Here is an 18,702-nt window from a genome sequence, read left to right as displayed (position 1 = left end):
TTTCTACGCCTTAAAAGGTTTGCGACTAATTTCAAGTGCTGCCGCAAGTTGACCTTCATAATTAAATCCTGCTAATAAGAACTCCTCATCATCGTTCACTTCATAGTGTGTTAAGCCTTGAACGTAAACCCAACCGTTGTTGTCGAGCTTTAAACCTACGCGATAAGGATCCTTGCCGCCCCCTTTAAGTTGGGCGTGCTGATAAGTCAGCTGTATATTTCTTAAAAATGTGCCTGCGTTGAATACACGCTGATCAAAATGATTCGCATAAGCGCCATTTGTTGTCTCAACGTGGATATAGACAGGTTCATTGGCATAGTGATCAAATAATTTTTGAACAGTCGTTTCTGTAATCGGTTGCAAAAAATTCACTGCCTTCCTGATTATGGTTATCTGTCCATTTTACTAAAAAAGAAAGAAAATTAATATAGCTCTGCTCATTTTAATCCTCAAATAAAAGCAAATCTTTACTTAATTGAGGTGTGGGTTGTCTTCTCATCACGAGCTGTTGATAACTTTCTGTAAAATAATCAAGACGCTCTTGATCTTGTAAAAGATGATAGCTGAGAAGGTCAATAATAAAGTGATTGGCTAATTGTGAATTAATAAAATACGCATCATGCGTACGACTGCGATCGGCAGTGATAATAATACGGTCACAATAAGTTTCAAGTGCAGGCGTGCGCAAATGAGAAATAGCAATAATCGTCGCTTCATTTTGGTGTCCATGATAAATGCTATCAATAATTTCTTGCGTCGCACCACTATTGGTAAAAGCAACAATGGTTGTTTTGTTATTGCACATATGCCCGACGACAGTCATTAAATGGGCATCAGTAATCGCAAGCGTATTAAACCCCATACGAGCAGTACGAAAGTAAAGTTCTTGCGCGCTCAGTCCAGAACTACCAATACCGATAAAAATTGTTTTTTCGCTGTTTCTAATGGTATTTACGAGGTAGAGCAAATCTGACTCAACTAAAAATTCTCCGGTATGATCCATAATTGAACGATAGTGTTGGTGCAAAATTTGTATAGACGGACTATTATGAATCGGCTTCACTTGCAATTCATGTTGAATAGCGAATCGAAAAGATTGAAAGCTATCATAATGTAGTTTATAAGCAAAGCGCGTCACACTTGAAGGCGATACCCCAATCACATCAGCTAAATTATTTATGGCGCCAATATCCATTTGGTAATCGATATTTAAAATATAATTTGCAATTTGTCGATCTACTTTTGTGAAAAGATGTTGATATTGTTGAATACGATTTTCAATTTTCATAGCAATTCTCCTTTAATCTCATTGTATTTGAAAAGATTTTTCAAAACAATGTATTTTATTGACGGATATTTTCAAAATGATATATTGAAGGTGGATAGATGATGCATTGAAACGCAAAGCATAAGCCATAGTTATCCACCTTGTACTGTACTTTAAAGATGAAATATTTTTAGACGTATGTTTTCAACCGCGAAAGATGTTGCGTAGAACGATTTGAATTGAATGAAGCATCATTGAAATCATAAATACAGACAGATTTTTTTAATGAAATATGGCGTAGGCTATGAATAGATATATACTTCAAAAAATGAAAAGTAGTCATATGATGGATAAAAATAGCTGAATCGAAGCGTAAACCTATGTCATACAGGTCAAAACAAATGAACAGACAACGAAAGGAATGTGGAAAAATATGAAAATACCTCAAGGCTTGGTCGTATCGTGTCAAGCGTTACCAGATGAACCGTTGCATTCATCTTGGATTATGAGCAAAATGGCTTTAGCAGCCAAAGAAGGCGGCGCGGTAGGGATAAGAGCAAATACAAAAGCAGATATTATGGCAATTCAAAAAGAAGTAGACTTGCCTATTATAGGCATTGTAAAACGCGATTATCCTAACTCCTCTGTTTTTATCACTGCGACACAAAAAGAAGTGGATGAACTAATTGAGAGTGGTTGTGAAGTGATAGCACTAGATGCCACATTGCGAGAACGTCCAGCGCAAGATTTAGAAACACTAGTGACATATATAAGAGAAAAAGCGCCACAAGTTGAAATTATGGCAGATATTGCGACGATTGAAGAAGCTAAAAATGCGGATCGTCTAGGCTTTGATTATATAGGAACTACTTTGAGAGGCTATACAGAAGAAACACAAGGACAAGTTTTGTATGATCAAGACTTTAAATTTTTAACAGATGTTTTGTCAGTCGTACAGCAAAAAGTGATTGCTGAAGGGAATGTGATCACACCGGAAATGTTGAAAACTGTATTTGAAAAAGGGGTATATGCTGCAGTAGTAGGCGGTGCAATTACAAGACCTCGAGATATTACAAGACGATTTGTAAAAATGATTGAGGAGTAGGATGCGAAGATGAAAATTATCAATTTAGGTTCAGAAGCACATGCCTCGTTCCATGTAGCATGTGAACTTTACAAACAAATGTTGTATCAAAAAGAGAGTCGCTTAGGATTGGCGACAGGCGGTACAATGGTAAAAGTGTATGAATATTTAGTCGAGCTACTACAAAAAAATCAATTAGACGTTTCACATATTGAAACTTTTAATTTAGATGAGTATGTTGGCTTAGATGCAAATCATGAAGAAAGTTATTATCAATATATGCAGAAAGTACTTTTTAGCGCTTACCCACATTTTGATCCAGAGCGTATCCATCTCCCGAATGGGATTGCACAAGATATCCAAGCAGAAGCAAAACGTTACGAATCGTTATTAGAAGCAGGTGGTGCAGTGGACATTCAAATATTAGGTATCGGTCAAAATGGGCATATCGGTTTTAATGAGCCAGGTACCTCTTTTGATAGCTTAACGCATTGTGTCAACTTGACTGAAAGTACAATTCAAGCGAATAGCCGTTATTTTGAAACGATTGATGACGTACCTAAACAGGCGATTTCAATGGGCTTACATTCAATTATGAAAGCAAAACGTATTATTTTGCTTGCTTTTGGTGAGCAAAAAAGAGCGGCTATGCGTCAATTAATGACAAAAACCATTACAACTGAAGTGCCGGCATCAATATTGCACCGTCACCCGCATGTCGAAGTGTTTGTAGATGATGCTGCAATGCCTTAATCGATAAGGCTTTCCAGTATCTCATCGATATCCGACTTGTTTAATCTCTTATATGTTGGGTAAACATGTTATCATGAGAGTTACAAATTTGACGGAGGATTGATGAAATCATGGAATTACAATTAGCTATAGACTTACTAAATAAAGAAGAGGCAGCAGAACTTGCTAAAAAGGTAACTGATTATGTAGACATTGTAGAAATCGGAACACCTATCGTAATTAATGAGGGCTTACCTGCCGTTCAACATTTAAAAGAAAATGTAAAAGATGAAGATGTTAAAGTTTTAGCAGACTTAAAAATTATGGATGCAGCTGACTATGAAGTAAGTCAAGCTGTTAAATTTGGTGCGGATGTTGTTACGATTTTAGGTGTGGCAGAAGATGCTTCTATTAAAAATGCTGTAGAAGAAGCGCACAAACACGGTAAACAATTGTTGGTGGACTTAATTGCAGTACAAGATTTAGAAAAACGTGCAAAAGAAATTGATGCACTTGGTGCGGACTACATTGCCGTTCATACAGGTTATGACTTACAAGCACAAGGTCAATCGCCACTAGAAAGCTTGAAGAAAGTTAAATCTGTCATTAAAAATGCAAAAGTTGCAGTTGCAGGTGGTATTAAACCTGAAACTGTTAAAGAAGTGGCTGCTGAATCGCCAGACTTAATTATCGTGGGTGGCGGTATCGCAAACGCTGACGATCCACGTGAAGCAGCAAAACAAATTCGTGAAGCGATTGAAGGTAAATAAAATGGCTATTCAACAGCAATTTGAACTTATTCATCGTGAGCTTGAACAGACATTGTCTCAAGTCGATGAAGAAGCCATCCGACAATTTGAACAAGCTGTGTTAAATGCAGAAGCGGTGTTTGTGACAGGTAAAGGACGTTCGGGTTTTGTCGCAAATGGTTTTGCGATGCGTTTGAACCAACTTGGCCAAAAGGCGCATGTCGTCGGCGAAACGACAACACCCTCTATTCAAAAAGGGGATTTGCTCGTTGTCATTTCAGGTTCAGGTTCGACGACACATTTAAAATTATTAGCCGACAAAGCGCATGAAGTAGGTGCAACAATTGCTTTAGTAACGACAAAAGCTGATTCTGAGATAGGTGAACGTGCAGAAGTGACGCTTGTCCTTCCTGCAGGTACGAAACATCAATCTGAAGGCTCTGCTCAACCGCTCGGTAGTTTATTCGAGCAAAGTGCGCAGTTGATGTTAGATGGTGTCGTATTAGATTTAATGCCCGCATTAGATATAAACGAGACAACCATGCAAAATAACCATGCTAATTTAGAATAGTATCATCAAAAATAAAATCAATGATTTGAAGTTGAGGGAAAAGCTAGTTTCTACAGTAGTGATGTGGAACTAGCTTTTTTTGAAAATGTTAATACGTTGAGAGGAATTTGCATGGCTTGCTTTTAGCTTTAAATGCTTTTTTAGATTAAGTGCAGCTATGTCTCATCCGCACGACACACTCGATTAATAGAATTTTCTTATAATTTAATAGAATTTATGTATTAGAAACTGATTACACGATTTGTTGGATTAAAGCAAAGTCATCTACCAAGGAGGAAATGTTATGGATTATTCACCAAAACAAGGGATTAGAAGTCATGGTTTACCTCATGATCCATTTAAAAGTAGTACGGTACCGCGTCCGATTGGTTGGATTTCAACGGTTTCAAAAGATGGAAAAGACAATTTAGCGCCCTATAGCCAGTACCAAAATTTAACGTGGGATCCACCAATGGTGATGTTTGCGGCGAATCAATCAGTATTAGGAAATCATGAGCGTAAAGATACCGTAAAAAATGCTGAAGAGACAGGTTGGTTTGTGTGGAACATGGCAACATATGAATTGCGAGAAGCTGTAAACTTGTCGTCTAAAGCGTTACCACCTGAGGAAGATGAGTTTGAATTTGCAGGTGTGACAAAAGAAGCATGTATTGAAGCGCCAGGCTACCGTGTCAAAGAGTCACCCGTGCATTTTGAATGTGAGTATGTCCAAACAATTCGTATTCCAACTGGCGACCCTGTTTCGACGGTAGATATTGTTATCGGTCGTGTAGCGCAAGTACATATTGATGATGATGTCATTATGGATAATGGAAAGTTAGATATTAAGTCTATCCGTCCTATTGCGCGTCTAGGTTACTATGATTACACAGTCGTTGACCAAATTTTTGAAATGAAAGCACCAGCAGCAACGAAAGAAGAACTTGCAGGACTCGAGGGGCGTAACTTCGATAATAAGTCTGAATCATAGTAAGTCCCTTTTTTGAATTATTACCTCAATAATCGCGAAAAAGCGGAAGATTCAGTTAGATTTTTATTCAACAAGAAGTCTAAAAAGTTTGATATAGGCGATATAGATATTTTAGAAATGAATCTGGTGTAACCGTTTCTAGAATATCTTTTATGTCTAAGAAAAGCGGATGAAATAATCCATGATGAAGATCTTATTCCAATTTATTACAAGAAAACTTATCGAATAGCCAATCATAAAATATGAAAAGATGATATAGGCATACGAGTATTAGTGTCGTAAACAATAAGGACTACTGACTTTAATAGCGTTTTTTAGAAGTGCGCGCTTCTAAAGTAATTTAATTGTTTTGCAATAAGTAAGCTAGGAAATGAAACAATATATTCATATTTTATCAAGTGTAAATCATGTAAAAGCATCAAAAAACTTGTTATAATCAATTTATATAATAAAAAAATCGCATTTTTTAATACATTGATTAGCACGTGAACGTTTATTTTTGATTAACATTTAATGCGATTGGCGTTCACGTATAGAAAGAAGGTAAAATATGCCAAAACTTATTTTATGTAGACATGGCCAAAGCGTTTGGAATGCTGAAAATTTATTTACAGGATGGGCAGACGTTGATTTATCTGAACAAGGACATAACGAAGCCATAACTTCAGGTAAAAAAATGAAAGAACAAGGAATTAATGTTGATATCGCGTTCACATCATTATTGAAACGTGCCATCAAAACAACATTTCATTTATTAAATGAATCAGATCAACTGTATGTTCCTGTTGTTAAATCATGGCGTTTGAACGAACGCCATTACGGTGGATTGCAAGGATTAAACAAAGATGAAGCGCGTAAACAATTTGGTGAAGATCAAGTACATATTTGGAGACGTTCTTACGATACCCCGCCACCAGCACAAGATGAAGCACAACGCGAAAGTTATTTAAAAGATCGTAAATATGAATTGTTAGATAAACGCGTGATGCCTGAATCTGAAAGTTTAAAAGATACATTGGTACGTGTAATTCCATATTGGAATGATCACATTTCACAAGAATTATTAGCTGGTAAGACAGTTCTTGTATCCGCACATGGTAATTCTTTACGTGCCTTGATTAAATACTTAGAAGGCGTATCTGATGAAGATATTGTCGGTTATGAAATTAAAACAGGTGCACCACTTATTTATGAATTATCAGATGATTTAAAAGTCATTGATAAATATTACTTATAATAATGTTATCGCTATAAAGAATAAGCGACTTAAAAAGGCTAGGAGATATCCTGGTCTTTTTTTTGATATGAAAAAGCACAAATCTTCATTGGTTATCATTTGAATTAAATTTGGGATGATAAGGGGTTTCATCATATTGATTCAACATATGTATAATACGGAGATATAGAAGTATCAGTTTCACATATGGATAAAGCAACTACTATGTTAAAATAGGGCAAAAGTATAAAAAGAAGTGTGATGGATTTGGAATTGTTAAAGCGACTTGAAAGATATGCCCAAGAAAGGCCAAAGCATCTCGCGTTATGGATGGAGGATGTCCCCATTACCTACGAAATGTTATGGCAAAATGTACAAGAGGAAAGTGAAACGATAACTGCCGCTATTGCGTTTCAAAAAGTTATGTTGACGCATACGCAAACAGCGAATTTTATTGTCGCTTATTTAGCGGTCTTGATGCGTCAAGGTATACCCTGTGTACTCGGTCCTCAATGGTCGTCGGAACAACGAGATGCGCTCATTAAGTTACATCCTATTCCGTATGTTTGGGGAGATGATGGGTTAGTGTGTACATCTTTTGAAATATCTCATAAGCGATCCGAAAAGCCACAATTATTACATATCGGTTTTACCTCAGGGACAACAGGCTTACCGAAGGGCTTTATGAGAGACTTACCGTCATGGATTGCTTCATTTGAAGTGAATGATAGGTTGCTAGATACTTCAGTACAGATGTATATGGCGCTTGGCCCTTATGCACATTCGTTAACTTTGTATGTCCTGATATACGCGTTGTGGAACGGTAAAACGTTTATAGGACAAGATACATACGATATGGCAAAAGGTTTATCTGACCTTGCAGAACGACAACAGACGTGTGCTTTGTTTCTTGTACCTACAATGGTGTATGATGGGATTCATTTGCGACAACATTCGCCTTGGGTTCGTCATATTTTTATTTCAGGAGACAAGTTACCGCCCAGTCGCCATAAACAACTGAAAGCAGTGTTTCCAGAGAGTTCAATTGATGAGTTTTTCGGTACGTCAGAAGCAAGCTTTATCAGTGTTAATCGTAATCAAACGGCACCTCTCGATTCTGTTGGGCATTTGTTTCCAAATGTAGCAGTGACTTTACGCGAACAAGACAAGGCCGGTATAGGACAATTATTTGTGAAAAGCCCGATGACATTTTCAGGCTATGTGGGTGAAGGAAAAGACAATGAATGGATAGCGACAGGGGATTATGCACGAATAGAGGAGGATGTGTTGTATTTACAAGGCCGTGTAAAAGACCGTCTCATCATTGGTGGAAAAAATGTCTATCCTGCAGTCATTGAACAGTACCTTAAACAATGGCCTGAAATTGCAGAGGCCGTCATTGTGCGCCGTCCACACGATAAGCTAGGTGAGTTGGCCGTAGCGCTTTATGTAGGAACTGCAACGTTGGATGTCCATGCGGTGCGACAATGGCTTTCATCACGTGTCTCAAGATACGAAATACCATCAAAATTTATTCGTGTTGCGTCGTTACCACAAACTGCAAGTGGTAAAGTTTCGCGTAAAGATGCGCAAATTTGTTATGAAAGAGGTGATTATCAATGACGAAAGCAGTCATTGTAGCAGCGAAACGGACACCTATTGGCGTTTATGGAGGGTTATTAAAGAGATGGGAACCCGAAGCATTATTAAAACCATTATTTGAGTATTTTGTGGAAAATTTACCGTGTCCGCTCGATGAACTTGATGATGTAATCATTGGAAATATTGTTGGCAAAGGAGGGAATATTGCACGCAAAAGTTTATTAGAAGCGGGCATCGATGTGTCGATTCCTGGACTTACAGTTGATCGACAATGTGGTTCAGGTTTAGAAGCCATTCATTTAGCGTGTCGGTTGATTGAAAGTGGCGCGGGAGATTTTTACATCGCTGGTGGCGTAGAGAGTGTGAGTCGTGCGCCCTGGAAAATGGAAAAACCGACATCATTATATCCTTCCAGTCCCCCAACTTTTTATGAACGCGCACCATTTGCGCCAGAGGGTCAAGATCCGAGTATGATTGAAGCCGCCGACAATGTCGCAAAACAATACCACGTGACAAGAGAAGACCAAGATCGGTTTGCGGTTCAAAGTCATCACCGCACGAGCCAAGCGATAGCGATGGGTGTCATAGAACCTGAAATATTACCGCTTTCTGTAAATGGACAACAGATGCTTCATGATGAAAGTGTAAAGCCGAAAATCCAATATGAACGTATCGCACGTTTAAAACCGCTACGTGAAGGTGGTACGGTAACAGTCGGCAATTGTTGCCTTAAGCATGACGGAGCATGTTTAGTTGTAGTGATGTCTGAACAAAAAGCAGGGCAACTCGGTTTGACACAAGGATTAGCATTTGTTGATTATGCGATGGTCGGTGTTGATCCCAATCTATTAGGGATAGGTCCAGTTCCAGCAGTAAAGCGCATTCTAGAACAGCAACAACTGACAATCGAACAAATTGATGCTGTAGAGTTAAATGAAGCGTTCAGTTCACAAGTGCTTGCATCACAGCGAGAGCTAGACATTCGCAATGATCAACTCAATCGTTTTGGCGGTGCCATTGCGATGGGACACCCTTATAGTGCAAGCGGGGCCATTTTAGTCACTCGATTATTTTATATGATGGATGCGCACAGAACCATTGCTACGATGGGGATTGGAGGCGGTATGGGTAATGCAGCGTTATTTGAACGTTGGGCGTAAAGAAACCCGTTATTTAAATATTGAGCAACAAGCATTAATGGATTATCAAGCGTTATTTGATGACGCTTCAACAACGACAATCCCCTTATTATTTTTTGCGCGCTATTGGTCAAAATTTGAACTGTTTCAACCTTTTATTGGAGAAGCCATTACTTTAGTAGAGACAAATGTAAATCAGCCTCAAGCCATTTTATATGAGGCATCAATAGAAGCAACAATGACTTATATGGCGTATAAAAAGATTAAAGGATTTGAACGCTTTCAATTTGAGCTTGCTTTACCTCATGATAATACAATACAACAGACATTTGTGAAGCGGGTGGGACATTGAAATTTTCATTAGAAGTCATACAAAACTATGTCAATATCGTTAAAGATGATAATCCGATTCATGTGCATATTGTGCCCGGTCAAATGGTGGTGGAAAGGGTCTGGCATGTGTTGAAATGGCAGCCAAAAGTGTATAAAGTAAAATATCAGCAGCCTATACGTGTGGATGAACAATTAGAGATACGTCAAATGGCACACTTAATCCAAGTTGTAGGCGCAAATGAAGAGACTAAATTAACGATTCGCTATATGTGAGAAATTCAGTGTAGAAAAAGCGCGAATGCGGCAATAAAGCGTTATGAGTGGATATGTATATCTTAATCCATGGAAAAAGTTTTAAATAAAGGCAAAGATGATTAGTGGCTTGCTAACTTATACAGTCCGAATCATCTTTGCCGGGGTAGGGCGACGAAATCAAATTGATTTCTGTCTTGCTCTATTAAATGTATTTGTATCTCTACAGTTATACTTCTGTTACTTCAACTTCAATTTGTTCGATACGATTGGCAGCACCGTGATCGACTGGGCCAACAAATTCATTCATTTTCCAACCGTTTTTAATCGCAGAAGCGACGAATGCTTTTGCATTAACGACTGCTTCTTTTGGTGTTTGACCGTTCGCTAAGTTCGCAGTTGTCGCCGCTGCAAAAGTACAGCCTGCACCATGGTTATAACTTTGTTGGAACATATCCGTTGTTAATTGATAGAAAGTTTGACCATCATAGTAAAGGTCATAAGATTTATCTTGATCTAATGCTTTACCGCCTTTGATTACAACATGTTGCGCACCTTGGTCGTAAATGATTTGTGCCGCTTTTTTCATATCTTCAATCGATTTCAATGTACCTAAGCCAGACAATTGGCCCGCTTCAAAAAGGTTAGGTGTTGTTACTGTTGCTTTAGGCAATAAATATTGAATCATTGCTTCAGTATTTCCCGGGTTAAGAACCTCATTTTCCCCTTTGCATACCATCACAGGGTCGACGACAAAATATTTGGCACCTGATTCAGTAAAAGCTTCGCCTGCGCGCTGAATAATTTCTTCTGTGCCGAGCATCCCTGTTTTGACTGCATCAGGTCCAATACTAATCACAGTTTCTAGTTGTTTATTAAAAACATCAAACGGAATCGGTGTGACATCATGAGACCATGTTTCTTTATCCATTGTTACGATTGCAGCTAATGCGACCATGCCATATGTGTCTAGTTCTTGGAAAGTTTTTAAATCTGCTTGCATGCCTGCACCAGCACTCGTATCTGAACCTGCAATTGTTAATACTTTTTTTAAAGCCATAATATACGCACTCCTTTAAATCTAACTTATTGATATTGGACCGACAAAATCCGCATATCAATACGTCTCCATAGTTATTTAGTTACATACTATCTTATCATGGTCACCTATCGTATGCATATGGAATGTTTGAATCTAAAATGAAAGAACACGATTCATGACGAATTATGGTAAAATGTCAACGAGGTGAAAAAGATGGATTGGTCAACAATATTTCATGAAATTACAACAAAACATGACTTTCAGGCTATGCACGATTTTTTAGAAAAAGAATATTCTACGCAAATTGTATATCCAGATAGAAAAAACATTTATCAAGCCTTTGATTTAACGCCTTTTGAAAATGTTAAAGTTGTGATATTAGGACAAGATCCTTATCATGGTCCAAATCAAGCCCATGGGTTAGCTTTTTCTGTACAGCCTAACGCAAAGTTTCCACCATCACTGCGTAATATGTATCAAGAGCTTGCAGATGATATCGGGTGTCAACGAACTTCCCCTCATTTACAAGATTGGGCAAGAGAGGGCGTTCTCTTATTGAACACAGTCTTAACAGTTCGACAAGGACAGGCACACTCACATCGTGATATTGGTTGGGAAGTCTTTACAGATGAAATTATTAAAGCAGTATCTGAAGGTAAAGAAGGTGTTGTTTTTATCCTTTGGGGTAAACCGGCGCAACAAAAAGAACGTTTAATCGATACTACAAAACATCATGTCATCAAGTCGCCCCATCCAAGTCCATTGTCTGCACATCGAGGCTTCTTTGGTTCAAAACCCTATTCAAGAGCAAATCAATATCTAGAATCACAAGGATTAAAGCCAATCCATTGGTGTGAAGGTAAGGAGAAATTCGATGAATAAAGAAAAACTGATTCAATTGTTGGAACAGGAATTAGTGCAAGCGGATGCAGCAACAACAGATGAAGCATTTCATAAACACATTTATGCGATACACACATTGACATCTTTATATGTTGATGAGGAAACACCAAAGTTTTCAAAGCATAAGTTATCAGAAACAAACAAAAATCGTCATACGTCACGTTCATCTGAGGTGACTGACGAAGAAATCAAAATGATGGGCGGTAAGGTGTCCTCGTCTCCACAACAATTAGATTCAAATCAACGTATGGTAACAGATGATGAAGTGGGGAACGGCGCATCTATTTTTGATTTTTAAAGAGGAGGAAATAAAATGAAAGTATTTATCATATTAGGCGCATTAAACGCGTTAATGGCAGTAGGTACAGGTGCATTTGGCGCACATGCATTGGATGGCAAGTTATCAGAGCACTACATGTCAGTATGGGAAAAAGCAACAATGTATCAAATGTATCATGGTTTAGGTTTAATATTGATAGGCATTATTGGCGGTGCTTTACATCTTAATGTGGGCTGGGCCGGTTGGTTAATGTTCATCGGTATCGTATGCTTCAGTGGATCTCTTTATATTTTATCCTTAACGCAAGTGAGTATCCTCGGTGCGATTACTCCAATCGGTGGTGTTCTCTTTGTAATAAGTTGGCTGATGTTAGCTATTGCCGCTTTTAAACTGTAAGTGGGTATGTTTAAAAGTATCAAGTAGAGCAATTCATTTGATGGCAATGTATATTTAAGTACAGAGCTATTTAGTCATTTTAATATTTATTAAAAGAATAACTTAATCAATTTTATAAAAGCGTTACCTAGAGTGTAATTATTATACATTTAAGGTAACGTTTTTTATTGCTAGATATAAAGATGGGCATTAAATTTGTTTGTCGCAAAAGGATTTGTGCCATGATACGAAATAATGATGCATATTTTTGTAAAAGTTTGACAATAAATAGAGCGCCTTTTTTTATCGCACTTTTTTTAATTTTAAGGTATGATTTATTTTTGATATGCCAAAAATAATTGTTATAAAAATTTATAACAGGGGTATAATAACACTCAGGGGTGAAATGATAATGAATACAAAGAACGGAAAACCTGATCGTGGAGACCTCCAACAAAACTTATCTGAAAAGTTTGTGTGGGCGATTGCTTATGGGTCATGTATAGGATGGGGCTCATTTATTCTTCCGGGGGATTGGATTAAAGCTTCAGGACCGATCGCAGCATCTATCGGTATTTTTATCGGTGCGTTATTAATGATTATTATTGCGGTGAGTTACGGTGCATTAGTAGAGCGATTCCCAGTATCAGGTGGTGGCTTTGCGTTCAGCTTTTTAGGATTTGGACGCTATGTGAGCTTTTTCTCGGCATGGTTTTTAACATTCGGTTACATATGTGTAGTTGCGTTGAATGCGACGGCATTTAGTTTATTAATTAAGTTTTTACTGCCAGATGTTATTGAATTTGGAAAATTATATACCATCGCGGGATGGGACGTCTATATTACTGAAATAATCATTGCTTCATTATTATTGATTATTTTTATGTTGATTGCGATTAAAGGGACGAGTGTCTCAGGATCACTTCAATACTACTTTTGTGTCGCAATGGTTATTGTCGTGGCATTATTATTCGTAGGTTCTTTCTTTGGTTCTAATTTTTCTTTTGATAATTTAAAACCATACAATGGACCTGAATATGGATGGTTTAAAGCGATTATTATGATAGTAGCGGTTGCACCATGGGCTTTTGTTGGTTTTGATAATATTCCACAAACCGCAGAGGAATTTAATTTTTCTCCAAATAAAACATTCAAATTGATTGTTTATAGCTTACTTGCTGCAAGTGTGACTTACATTATGATGATATTATACACAGGTTGGTTAGCAGGGGGAAACAGTGATCTTTGGTTAACAGGATCTGTAACGCGTGAAGCTTTCGGTACGATTGGCTTAGGTGTATTGACGATTGCAATTGTTATGGGGATTTTTACTGGATTGAATGGTTTCTTATTGAGCGCAAGTCGCTTGCTCTTCTCAATGGGACGTTCAGGCATTATGCCTTCAGTATTTAGTAAATTGCATCATCGATACAAAACGCCGTATGTGGCGATTATTTTCTTAGTAGCGATTACGTTAATTGCACCTTGGTTAGGGCGTACAGCATTAACTTGGATTGTAGATATGTCATCTACAGGTGTTTCTATCGCTTATTTTGTTACTTGTCTATCCGCTGCTAAATTGTTTAGTTTTGATAAAAACAGTCGAACTTATGGTCCAGTTTATAAAATATTTGCTATTGTCGGTTCGGTGATTGCGTTTATTTTCTTAATGTTATTGTTACTTCCTATATCACCAGCTTCATTGTCTTTACCATCTCATATTGCGCTTGGTGGATGGACAATACTTGGACTGATTTTCTTCTTAATTCGTTTACCAAAATTAAAACGTATGGATAAAGATGAGTTAACACAATTAATTTTAGATACAAAAAAACGTGATGTTGATAAAATGTTAAATGAATAAATAATAACAGTAGAGCAATGTATAACTTTTAAAAATTGATTTAGGAGTTTGCATTGCTCTATTTATTTATGACTATATATTAAAAGAGATTGTAAAGATTTTTGTCTAATGTTATAATTTTCAGAAAAATAAGAGGTGAGTTGATGCATCATTTTAGATTACCTATCGAGGGAGACGTCGCGCTCGTTTATCCTCATATCGCATATGCAGAAGAAATATTGGAAGCCATACAACAAAACAGCGCACATTTAAGTCGCTATTTAAAATGGGTGGACGATATAACAACAGTAGAAGCTGAAAGAAATTTTTTAGAAGGGGTGTTAACACAAGTTGCAAAAGGTGAAGCGTTGCTTTATTTGATTTTTGATGAGGAGCAATTCATCGGAATGATAGATTTACATGCATTTGATAAAGAAACACGAAAAGCAGAGGTAGGCTATTGGCTTGCAGAAGCATATACAAAGCGAGGGATTACGACAAATGCTGTAAAACTATTGTGCGATATTGCATTTGAAGATTTGGCACTCAATAAATTGGAATTACGTGCCAATGTTAACAATAAAGGGAGCAATCGAGTAGCGGAGAAGGTTGGTTTTCGGTGGATAGGGGTAAAATACGAGGATGAGTTTAGCAACCACCAATATGAAGACATAAATTACTATGAACTTTTAAAATCTGATTATTATGGTTGAAAAACGATTCGCGACATTCCAAACACACAACATAAATAAAAAGTTTAAAAATTTCATAAAAAATTAATGAAATTTCAATATTTCTATCCCAAAAAGTTTAAAAACATGTTACATTAGTGTTAAGCAAAATATATGAACAGTATAAGCATATCATTTTGTGTTTTTCATTTTCAAAAAGTTCTCCAATAAAGGGCCTGGCTCACATTAATAGCGTAGCGACTGTTAGTGATGAGACAGGCCTATTTGACTGCGATTTAAACAGACATTAACTGTGCTTTTAAGGTTTTGACATAACCATATCGTGAGAAATAGATTTCTACCATTAATAAGTTAAAACCTTTGCTTAGATGAAAGCTATATGTCTTAGCCTTGTGAAAGGCACATGATTGTGTATTCTCCAATTTTCTCTCAATCCGTCCCTTAAATTATCTATTCATTTTAAGTACATTTGAATACAAGGTATCTGCCATGGCATCAGGAGATTCTTGACACCCTTTTGAGAGCCAACTATAAACAATCGCAATTTGTCCACCTAGCGTGTAATGGATAAAATATTGCGTCTGCTTTAATTCTGGTAAATGCTTTAGCATTTTCTCATAGGCCCCATAAGTATATTGAATATAACTTCGCATTAACTCAGGTTGCGGCTGTGTGACGATAATCGCGGTAAAAAATGTACGATGACGTTTTAAATAGCGAAACAGCAGTCGAAACACTTTCAAAATTGTCGTTTTAACTTCTGGAAGAGAATGATTTTCTACGACATCGACAAGATAACTAATAAGGTGCTCGTATTTCGTCATATGATAAGTCGTAAGTTTCTCAAATAATTGATATTTATCTTCGAACTGTGCATAAAAAGTAGAACGATGGACACCGCTCTCTGCACAAATTTGTTTAATTGTAATAGATTCAAGGGGTTCAGTCTTCAATAAGCGAATCATCGCTTTAATAATTTGACGCCTTGCTTTTGATTTTGATTTCGTCATAGTATCACCAATTGTTATTATAATATATTTTCAAATCCGACACATTTAAAAAGATTGTCTCTATTTTTTATGAAAAAATCATTTTATAATACAAGAGTTACTTTATTGGAGAAAGGGAGTAAAGACAATGAAGAAAATAATAACGATTAACATTGTAACAATCGTTCTTTTAATTATTATTGGTGTTGTCGGCTTTTATTTTTACAATCAATCTGTAAGTTATATCAAAACAGATAATGCAAAAGTCGATGGCGATCAAATTAAAATTGCAAGTCCAGTATCAGGTAAAATCGATGGTTTGGACGTGCATGAAGGACAAAAACTAGATAAGGGCGATACAGTGGCTAAAGTACAAGGAAAAGGAGAAAATGGTTCTCCACAATCTGTATCAATTAAAATGCCACAAACTGCAACAATCGCTAAACTCGATGGGCAAAACGAAGGTATTGCTCAAGCAGGTCAACCTATCGCTTATGCTTATGACATGGACGACTTATACATCACTGCAAATGTTGATGAAACAGACATTAAAGATGTAGAAGAAGGTCGTGATGTCGATGTTTCTATCGATGGCGAGCATTCTAAGATTAAAGGTAAAGTTGACCGAATTGGTCATGCAACTGCATCAAGCTTTTCATTGATGCCTTCATCAAATAGTGACGGTAATTACACAAAAGTAACGCAAGTTGTTCCAGTTAAAATCAAATTAGACAATCAACCATCAAGTGGTGTTGTTCCAGGTATGAACGCTGAAGTAAGTATTCACAAAAATTAAAAGGGGGTCATCAAATGTTTGTGATGATTTATACAATTCTTGCCCTTATTGTGACTATTATACTTAACTGGATTTTAGTCCGTGGTAAAAAGCGTAAACCACAACAACAACATCGCAAATCGTCAACACAGTCGATGACAACATCAAATGAACCCCATCAAAGTCAGCATACTTTCACACTAGACGATGATCATTCAAATGCGCAAGCTTCTCATGAGACGCATGTTCCACGTCAACCTGTGAATGAAAAAGTTGCAGATGCAACGCAAGACTTTGTGTTCAAAAAAGGTACCACTCGTAGCAAAGTATTAATCGCAATGATATTTGGTATGTTTATAGCGATTTTAAACCAAACATTATTGAATACAGCATTGCCACAACTTAATACGGACTTTAATATTTCCGCTTCAACAGGACAATGGTTAATGACCGGTTTTATGTTGGTGAACGGGATTTTAATTCCAATCAGTGCCTTTTTATTCAATAAATATTCTTATCGACGATTATTCTTAATTGCGATGCTTTTATTTACAATTGGTTCATTCGTCTGTGGTATTGCATGGGGCTTCCCAATTATGATGGTTGGACGTGTGCTTCAAGCGATGGGTGCAGGTGTCTTAATGCCACTTGGTACAAATGTATTTATGACCATCTTCCCGCCTGAAAAACGTGGTATGGCTATGGGAACATTAGGGATTGCAATGATCTTAGCACCAGCAATTGGACCTACATTATCAGGTTATGTTGTTGAAAACTATGATTGGCACTCTATGTTTATAGGTATGTTTGTGATTGGTATTATTTCGCTTTTAGTTGGTTTTCTTTGGTTTGGTATTTATCAAAGAACGACAAACCCAAGAGCAGATATTCCAGGTATCATATTTAGTACAATCGGTTTTGGTGCGCTATTATATGGCTTTAGTGAAGCGGGTAACGATGGTTGGACATCACCTAAAATTGTGATTATGTTCATTATCGGTACAGTGTTTACAATTGCCTTTGTCGTTCGTGAGATGACAATGAAAGTACCAATGCTAAGTTTTGAAGTCCTTAAATATTCTGGCTTCACATTAACAGCAATTATTAATATGATACTTACCATGAGTCTCTTTGGCGGTATGATTTTATTACCACTTTACCTCCAAAGTTTACGTGGTTTTTCACCACTAGATTCTGGGTTACTTTTATTACCAGGTGCGCTAATCATGGGGGTTATGGGACCGATCGCTGGTAAGTTATTAGATACGATAGGGGTTAAACCTATTGCCATTCTTGGTTTGGCGATTACTACCTACGGGACATGGGAGCTTACACAGCTGACTATGGATACACCATATCGTAGTATTTTAATGATTTACATTATTCGTTCATTTGGTATGAGTTTTGTAATGATGCCAATTATGACTGCGGGTATTAACTCTCTTCCATCTCGTCTCATTTCTCATGGTAATGCACTTGTTAATACAATGAGACAACTTGCAGGTTCAATTGGTACTGCGATTTTGGTTACAGTGATGACGCAACAAACTGACCAACATCTTGCAACTTTCCAACAAGACCTAGACCGTACGAACCCAGCAATCAAAGACGAATTGCAAGAAATGGCGCAACAAATGGGTGGCCAAGACCATGCAATGGCTGCGATTATTCGATTTATGAATCAATTAGCATCTGTTGATGGTGTGAATAGTGCGTTTTGGATCGCGACTGCATTAAGTGGTTTAGCACTATTTTTAAGCTTTTTCCTAAAAGGGAAATCACATTATATTTCACACGAATAAAATTAATCACAACTACTATCTTATAAAATTTGATAGGTTGTGTATCAATGAGGTGTGTTTCACTTAATGATTGTTGTGAATCGCAG

21 protein-coding genes are annotated in these 18,702 nt (G+C 37.1%); 17 read left to right on the top strand and 4 right to left on the bottom strand.

The window, feature by feature from the left end:
* Window positions 1–3: 3 nt before the first annotated feature.
* Both KM149_RS11000 and KM149_RS10995 read right to left on the bottom strand, forming a co-directional pair.
* Window positions 4–363, bottom strand: coding sequence for a YojF family protein (locus tag KM149_RS11000; RefSeq protein ID WP_165546029.1), 360 nt, complete (start codon window positions 361–363; stop codon window positions 4–6).
* Between the two features lie 79 nt (window positions 364–442).
* Window positions 443–1,288, bottom strand: coding sequence for a MurR/RpiR family transcriptional regulator (locus tag KM149_RS10995; protein ID WP_165546013.1), 846 nt, complete (start codon window positions 1,286–1,288; stop codon window positions 443–445).
* 412 nt (window positions 1,289–1,700) lie between these two features.
* Here KM149_RS10995 and KM149_RS10990 point away from each other — a divergent pair, with 412 nt between their 5' ends.
* From KM149_RS10990 to KM149_RS10945, 10 genes are all read left to right on the top strand, one after another.
* Window positions 1,701–2,372, top strand: coding sequence for an N-acetylmannosamine-6-phosphate 2-epimerase (locus KM149_RS10990; protein WP_060830358.1), 672 nt, complete (start codon window positions 1,701–1,703; stop codon window positions 2,370–2,372).
* Between the two features lie 9 nt (window positions 2,373–2,381).
* Window positions 2,382–3,104, top strand: coding sequence for a glucosamine-6-phosphate deaminase (nagB, locus tag KM149_RS10985; protein WP_050346058.1), 723 nt, complete (start codon window positions 2,382–2,384; stop codon window positions 3,102–3,104).
* A 110-nt stretch (window positions 3,105–3,214) separates the two neighbouring features.
* On the top strand, window positions 3,215–3,853 hold the full coding sequence (gene hxlA / locus KM149_RS10980) for a 3-hexulose-6-phosphate synthase (RefSeq protein ID WP_016424326.1): 639 nt from the start codon (window positions 3,215–3,217) through the stop codon (window positions 3,851–3,853).
* Window position 3,854: 1 nt separating this feature from the next.
* Window positions 3,855–4,403: a 6-phospho-3-hexuloisomerase gene (gene hxlB / locus KM149_RS10975; protein ID WP_165546012.1), complete on the top strand. Its 549-nt coding sequence runs from the start codon at window positions 3,855–3,857 to the stop codon at window positions 4,401–4,403.
* 283 nt (window positions 4,404–4,686) lie between these two features.
* The gene (locus tag KM149_RS10970; protein ID WP_182280419.1) at window positions 4,687–5,373 is read left to right on the top strand and encodes a flavin reductase family protein; all 687 of its coding nucleotides are present in this window, start codon (window positions 4,687–4,689) and stop codon (window positions 5,371–5,373) included.
* Between the two features lie 550 nt (window positions 5,374–5,923).
* Window positions 5,924–6,610, top strand: a complete 687-nt coding sequence (locus KM149_RS10965; RefSeq protein WP_016424335.1) for a 2,3-diphosphoglycerate-dependent phosphoglycerate mutase — start codon at window positions 5,924–5,926, stop codon at window positions 6,608–6,610.
* A 246-nt stretch (window positions 6,611–6,856) separates the two neighbouring features.
* On the top strand, window positions 6,857–8,212 hold the full coding sequence (locus tag KM149_RS10960) for an AMP-binding protein (protein WP_241415395.1): 1,356 nt from the start codon (window positions 6,857–6,859) through the stop codon (window positions 8,210–8,212).
* Complete coding sequence (locus tag KM149_RS10955; RefSeq protein WP_165545139.1) at window positions 8,209–9,351, top strand: thiolase family protein; 1,143 nt, start codon at window positions 8,209–8,211, stop codon at window positions 9,349–9,351. The genes KM149_RS10960 and KM149_RS10955 overlap by 4 nt, the downstream gene beginning before the upstream one ends.
* A complete protein-coding gene (locus KM149_RS10950; protein ID WP_050331740.1) occupies window positions 9,323–9,682 on the top strand; it encodes a hypothetical protein in 360 nt (119 codons plus the stop codon). The genes KM149_RS10955 and KM149_RS10950 overlap by 29 nt, the downstream gene beginning before the upstream one ends.
* Window positions 9,679–9,936: a hypothetical protein gene (locus KM149_RS10945; protein ID WP_182280421.1), complete on the top strand. Its 258-nt coding sequence runs from the start codon at window positions 9,679–9,681 to the stop codon at window positions 9,934–9,936. Before KM149_RS10950 ends, KM149_RS10945 begins: the two co-directional genes overlap by 4 nt.
* A 208-nt stretch (window positions 9,937–10,144) precedes the next feature.
* Here KM149_RS10945 and thiD read toward each other — a convergent pair whose 3' ends face one another.
* Window positions 10,145–10,975 carry a bifunctional hydroxymethylpyrimidine kinase/phosphomethylpyrimidine kinase gene (gene thiD, locus KM149_RS10940; RefSeq protein WP_050331738.1) on the bottom strand — a complete coding sequence of 277 codons (831 nt, stop codon included), beginning with the start codon at window positions 10,973–10,975 and terminating at the stop codon, window positions 10,145–10,147.
* A gap of 186 nt (window positions 10,976–11,161) precedes the next feature.
* On the opposite strand from thiD, the gene KM149_RS10935 reads away from it, so the two are divergent.
* The 5 genes from KM149_RS10935 (at window position 11,162) to KM149_RS10915 (ending at window position 15,071) form a co-directional block, all read left to right on the top strand.
* A complete protein-coding gene (locus KM149_RS10935; protein WP_306669211.1) occupies window positions 11,162–11,839 on the top strand; it encodes a uracil-DNA glycosylase in 678 nt (225 codons plus the stop codon).
* The gene (locus KM149_RS10930; protein WP_165545136.1) at window positions 11,832–12,158 is read left to right on the top strand and encodes a DUF5327 family protein; all 327 of its coding nucleotides are present in this window, start codon (window positions 11,832–11,834) and stop codon (window positions 12,156–12,158) included. Before KM149_RS10935 ends, KM149_RS10930 begins: the two co-directional genes overlap by 8 nt.
* 15 nt (window positions 12,159–12,173) lie before the next feature.
* Window positions 12,174–12,536: a DUF423 domain-containing protein gene (locus KM149_RS10925; RefSeq protein WP_050331735.1), complete on the top strand. Its 363-nt coding sequence runs from the start codon at window positions 12,174–12,176 to the stop codon at window positions 12,534–12,536.
* Between the two features lie 391 nt (window positions 12,537–12,927).
* Window positions 12,928–14,379, top strand: coding sequence for an APC family permease (locus KM149_RS10920; protein ID WP_241415394.1), 1,452 nt, complete (start codon window positions 12,928–12,930; stop codon window positions 14,377–14,379).
* Between the two features lie 143 nt (window positions 14,380–14,522).
* On the top strand, window positions 14,523–15,071 hold the full coding sequence (locus tag KM149_RS10915) for a GNAT family N-acetyltransferase (protein WP_060830344.1): 549 nt from the start codon (window positions 14,523–14,525) through the stop codon (window positions 15,069–15,071).
* A gap of 425 nt (window positions 15,072–15,496) precedes the next feature.
* On the opposite strand, the gene KM149_RS10910 is transcribed toward KM149_RS10915, so the two are convergent.
* Window positions 15,497–16,060 (bottom strand): TetR/AcrR family transcriptional regulator, encoded by a 564-nt coding sequence (locus KM149_RS10910; protein WP_165545134.1) that lies wholly within the window; start codon window positions 16,058–16,060, stop codon window positions 15,497–15,499.
* Window positions 16,061–16,187: 127 nt separating this feature from the next.
* On the opposite strand from KM149_RS10910, the gene KM149_RS10905 reads away from it, so the two are divergent.
* A complete protein-coding gene (locus tag KM149_RS10905) occupies window positions 16,188–16,835 on the top strand; it encodes an HlyD family secretion protein (RefSeq protein WP_060830342.1) in 648 nt (215 codons plus the stop codon).
* Window positions 16,836–16,849: 14 nt separating this feature from the next.
* Window positions 16,850–18,616 (top strand): DHA2 family efflux MFS transporter permease subunit, encoded by a 1,767-nt coding sequence (locus KM149_RS10900; protein ID WP_241415393.1) that lies wholly within the window; start codon window positions 16,850–16,852, stop codon window positions 18,614–18,616.
* The last annotated feature ends 86 nt before the right edge of the window (window positions 18,617–18,702 follow it).

The sequence above is a fragment of the Staphylococcus coagulans genome, assembly GCF_022557135.1.
Classification (GTDB): domain Bacteria; phylum Bacillota; class Bacilli; order Staphylococcales; family Staphylococcaceae; genus Staphylococcus; species Staphylococcus coagulans.
Note: the sequence above shows the minus strand (reverse complement) of the source record. Positions and strands in the feature narration are given on the sequence as shown.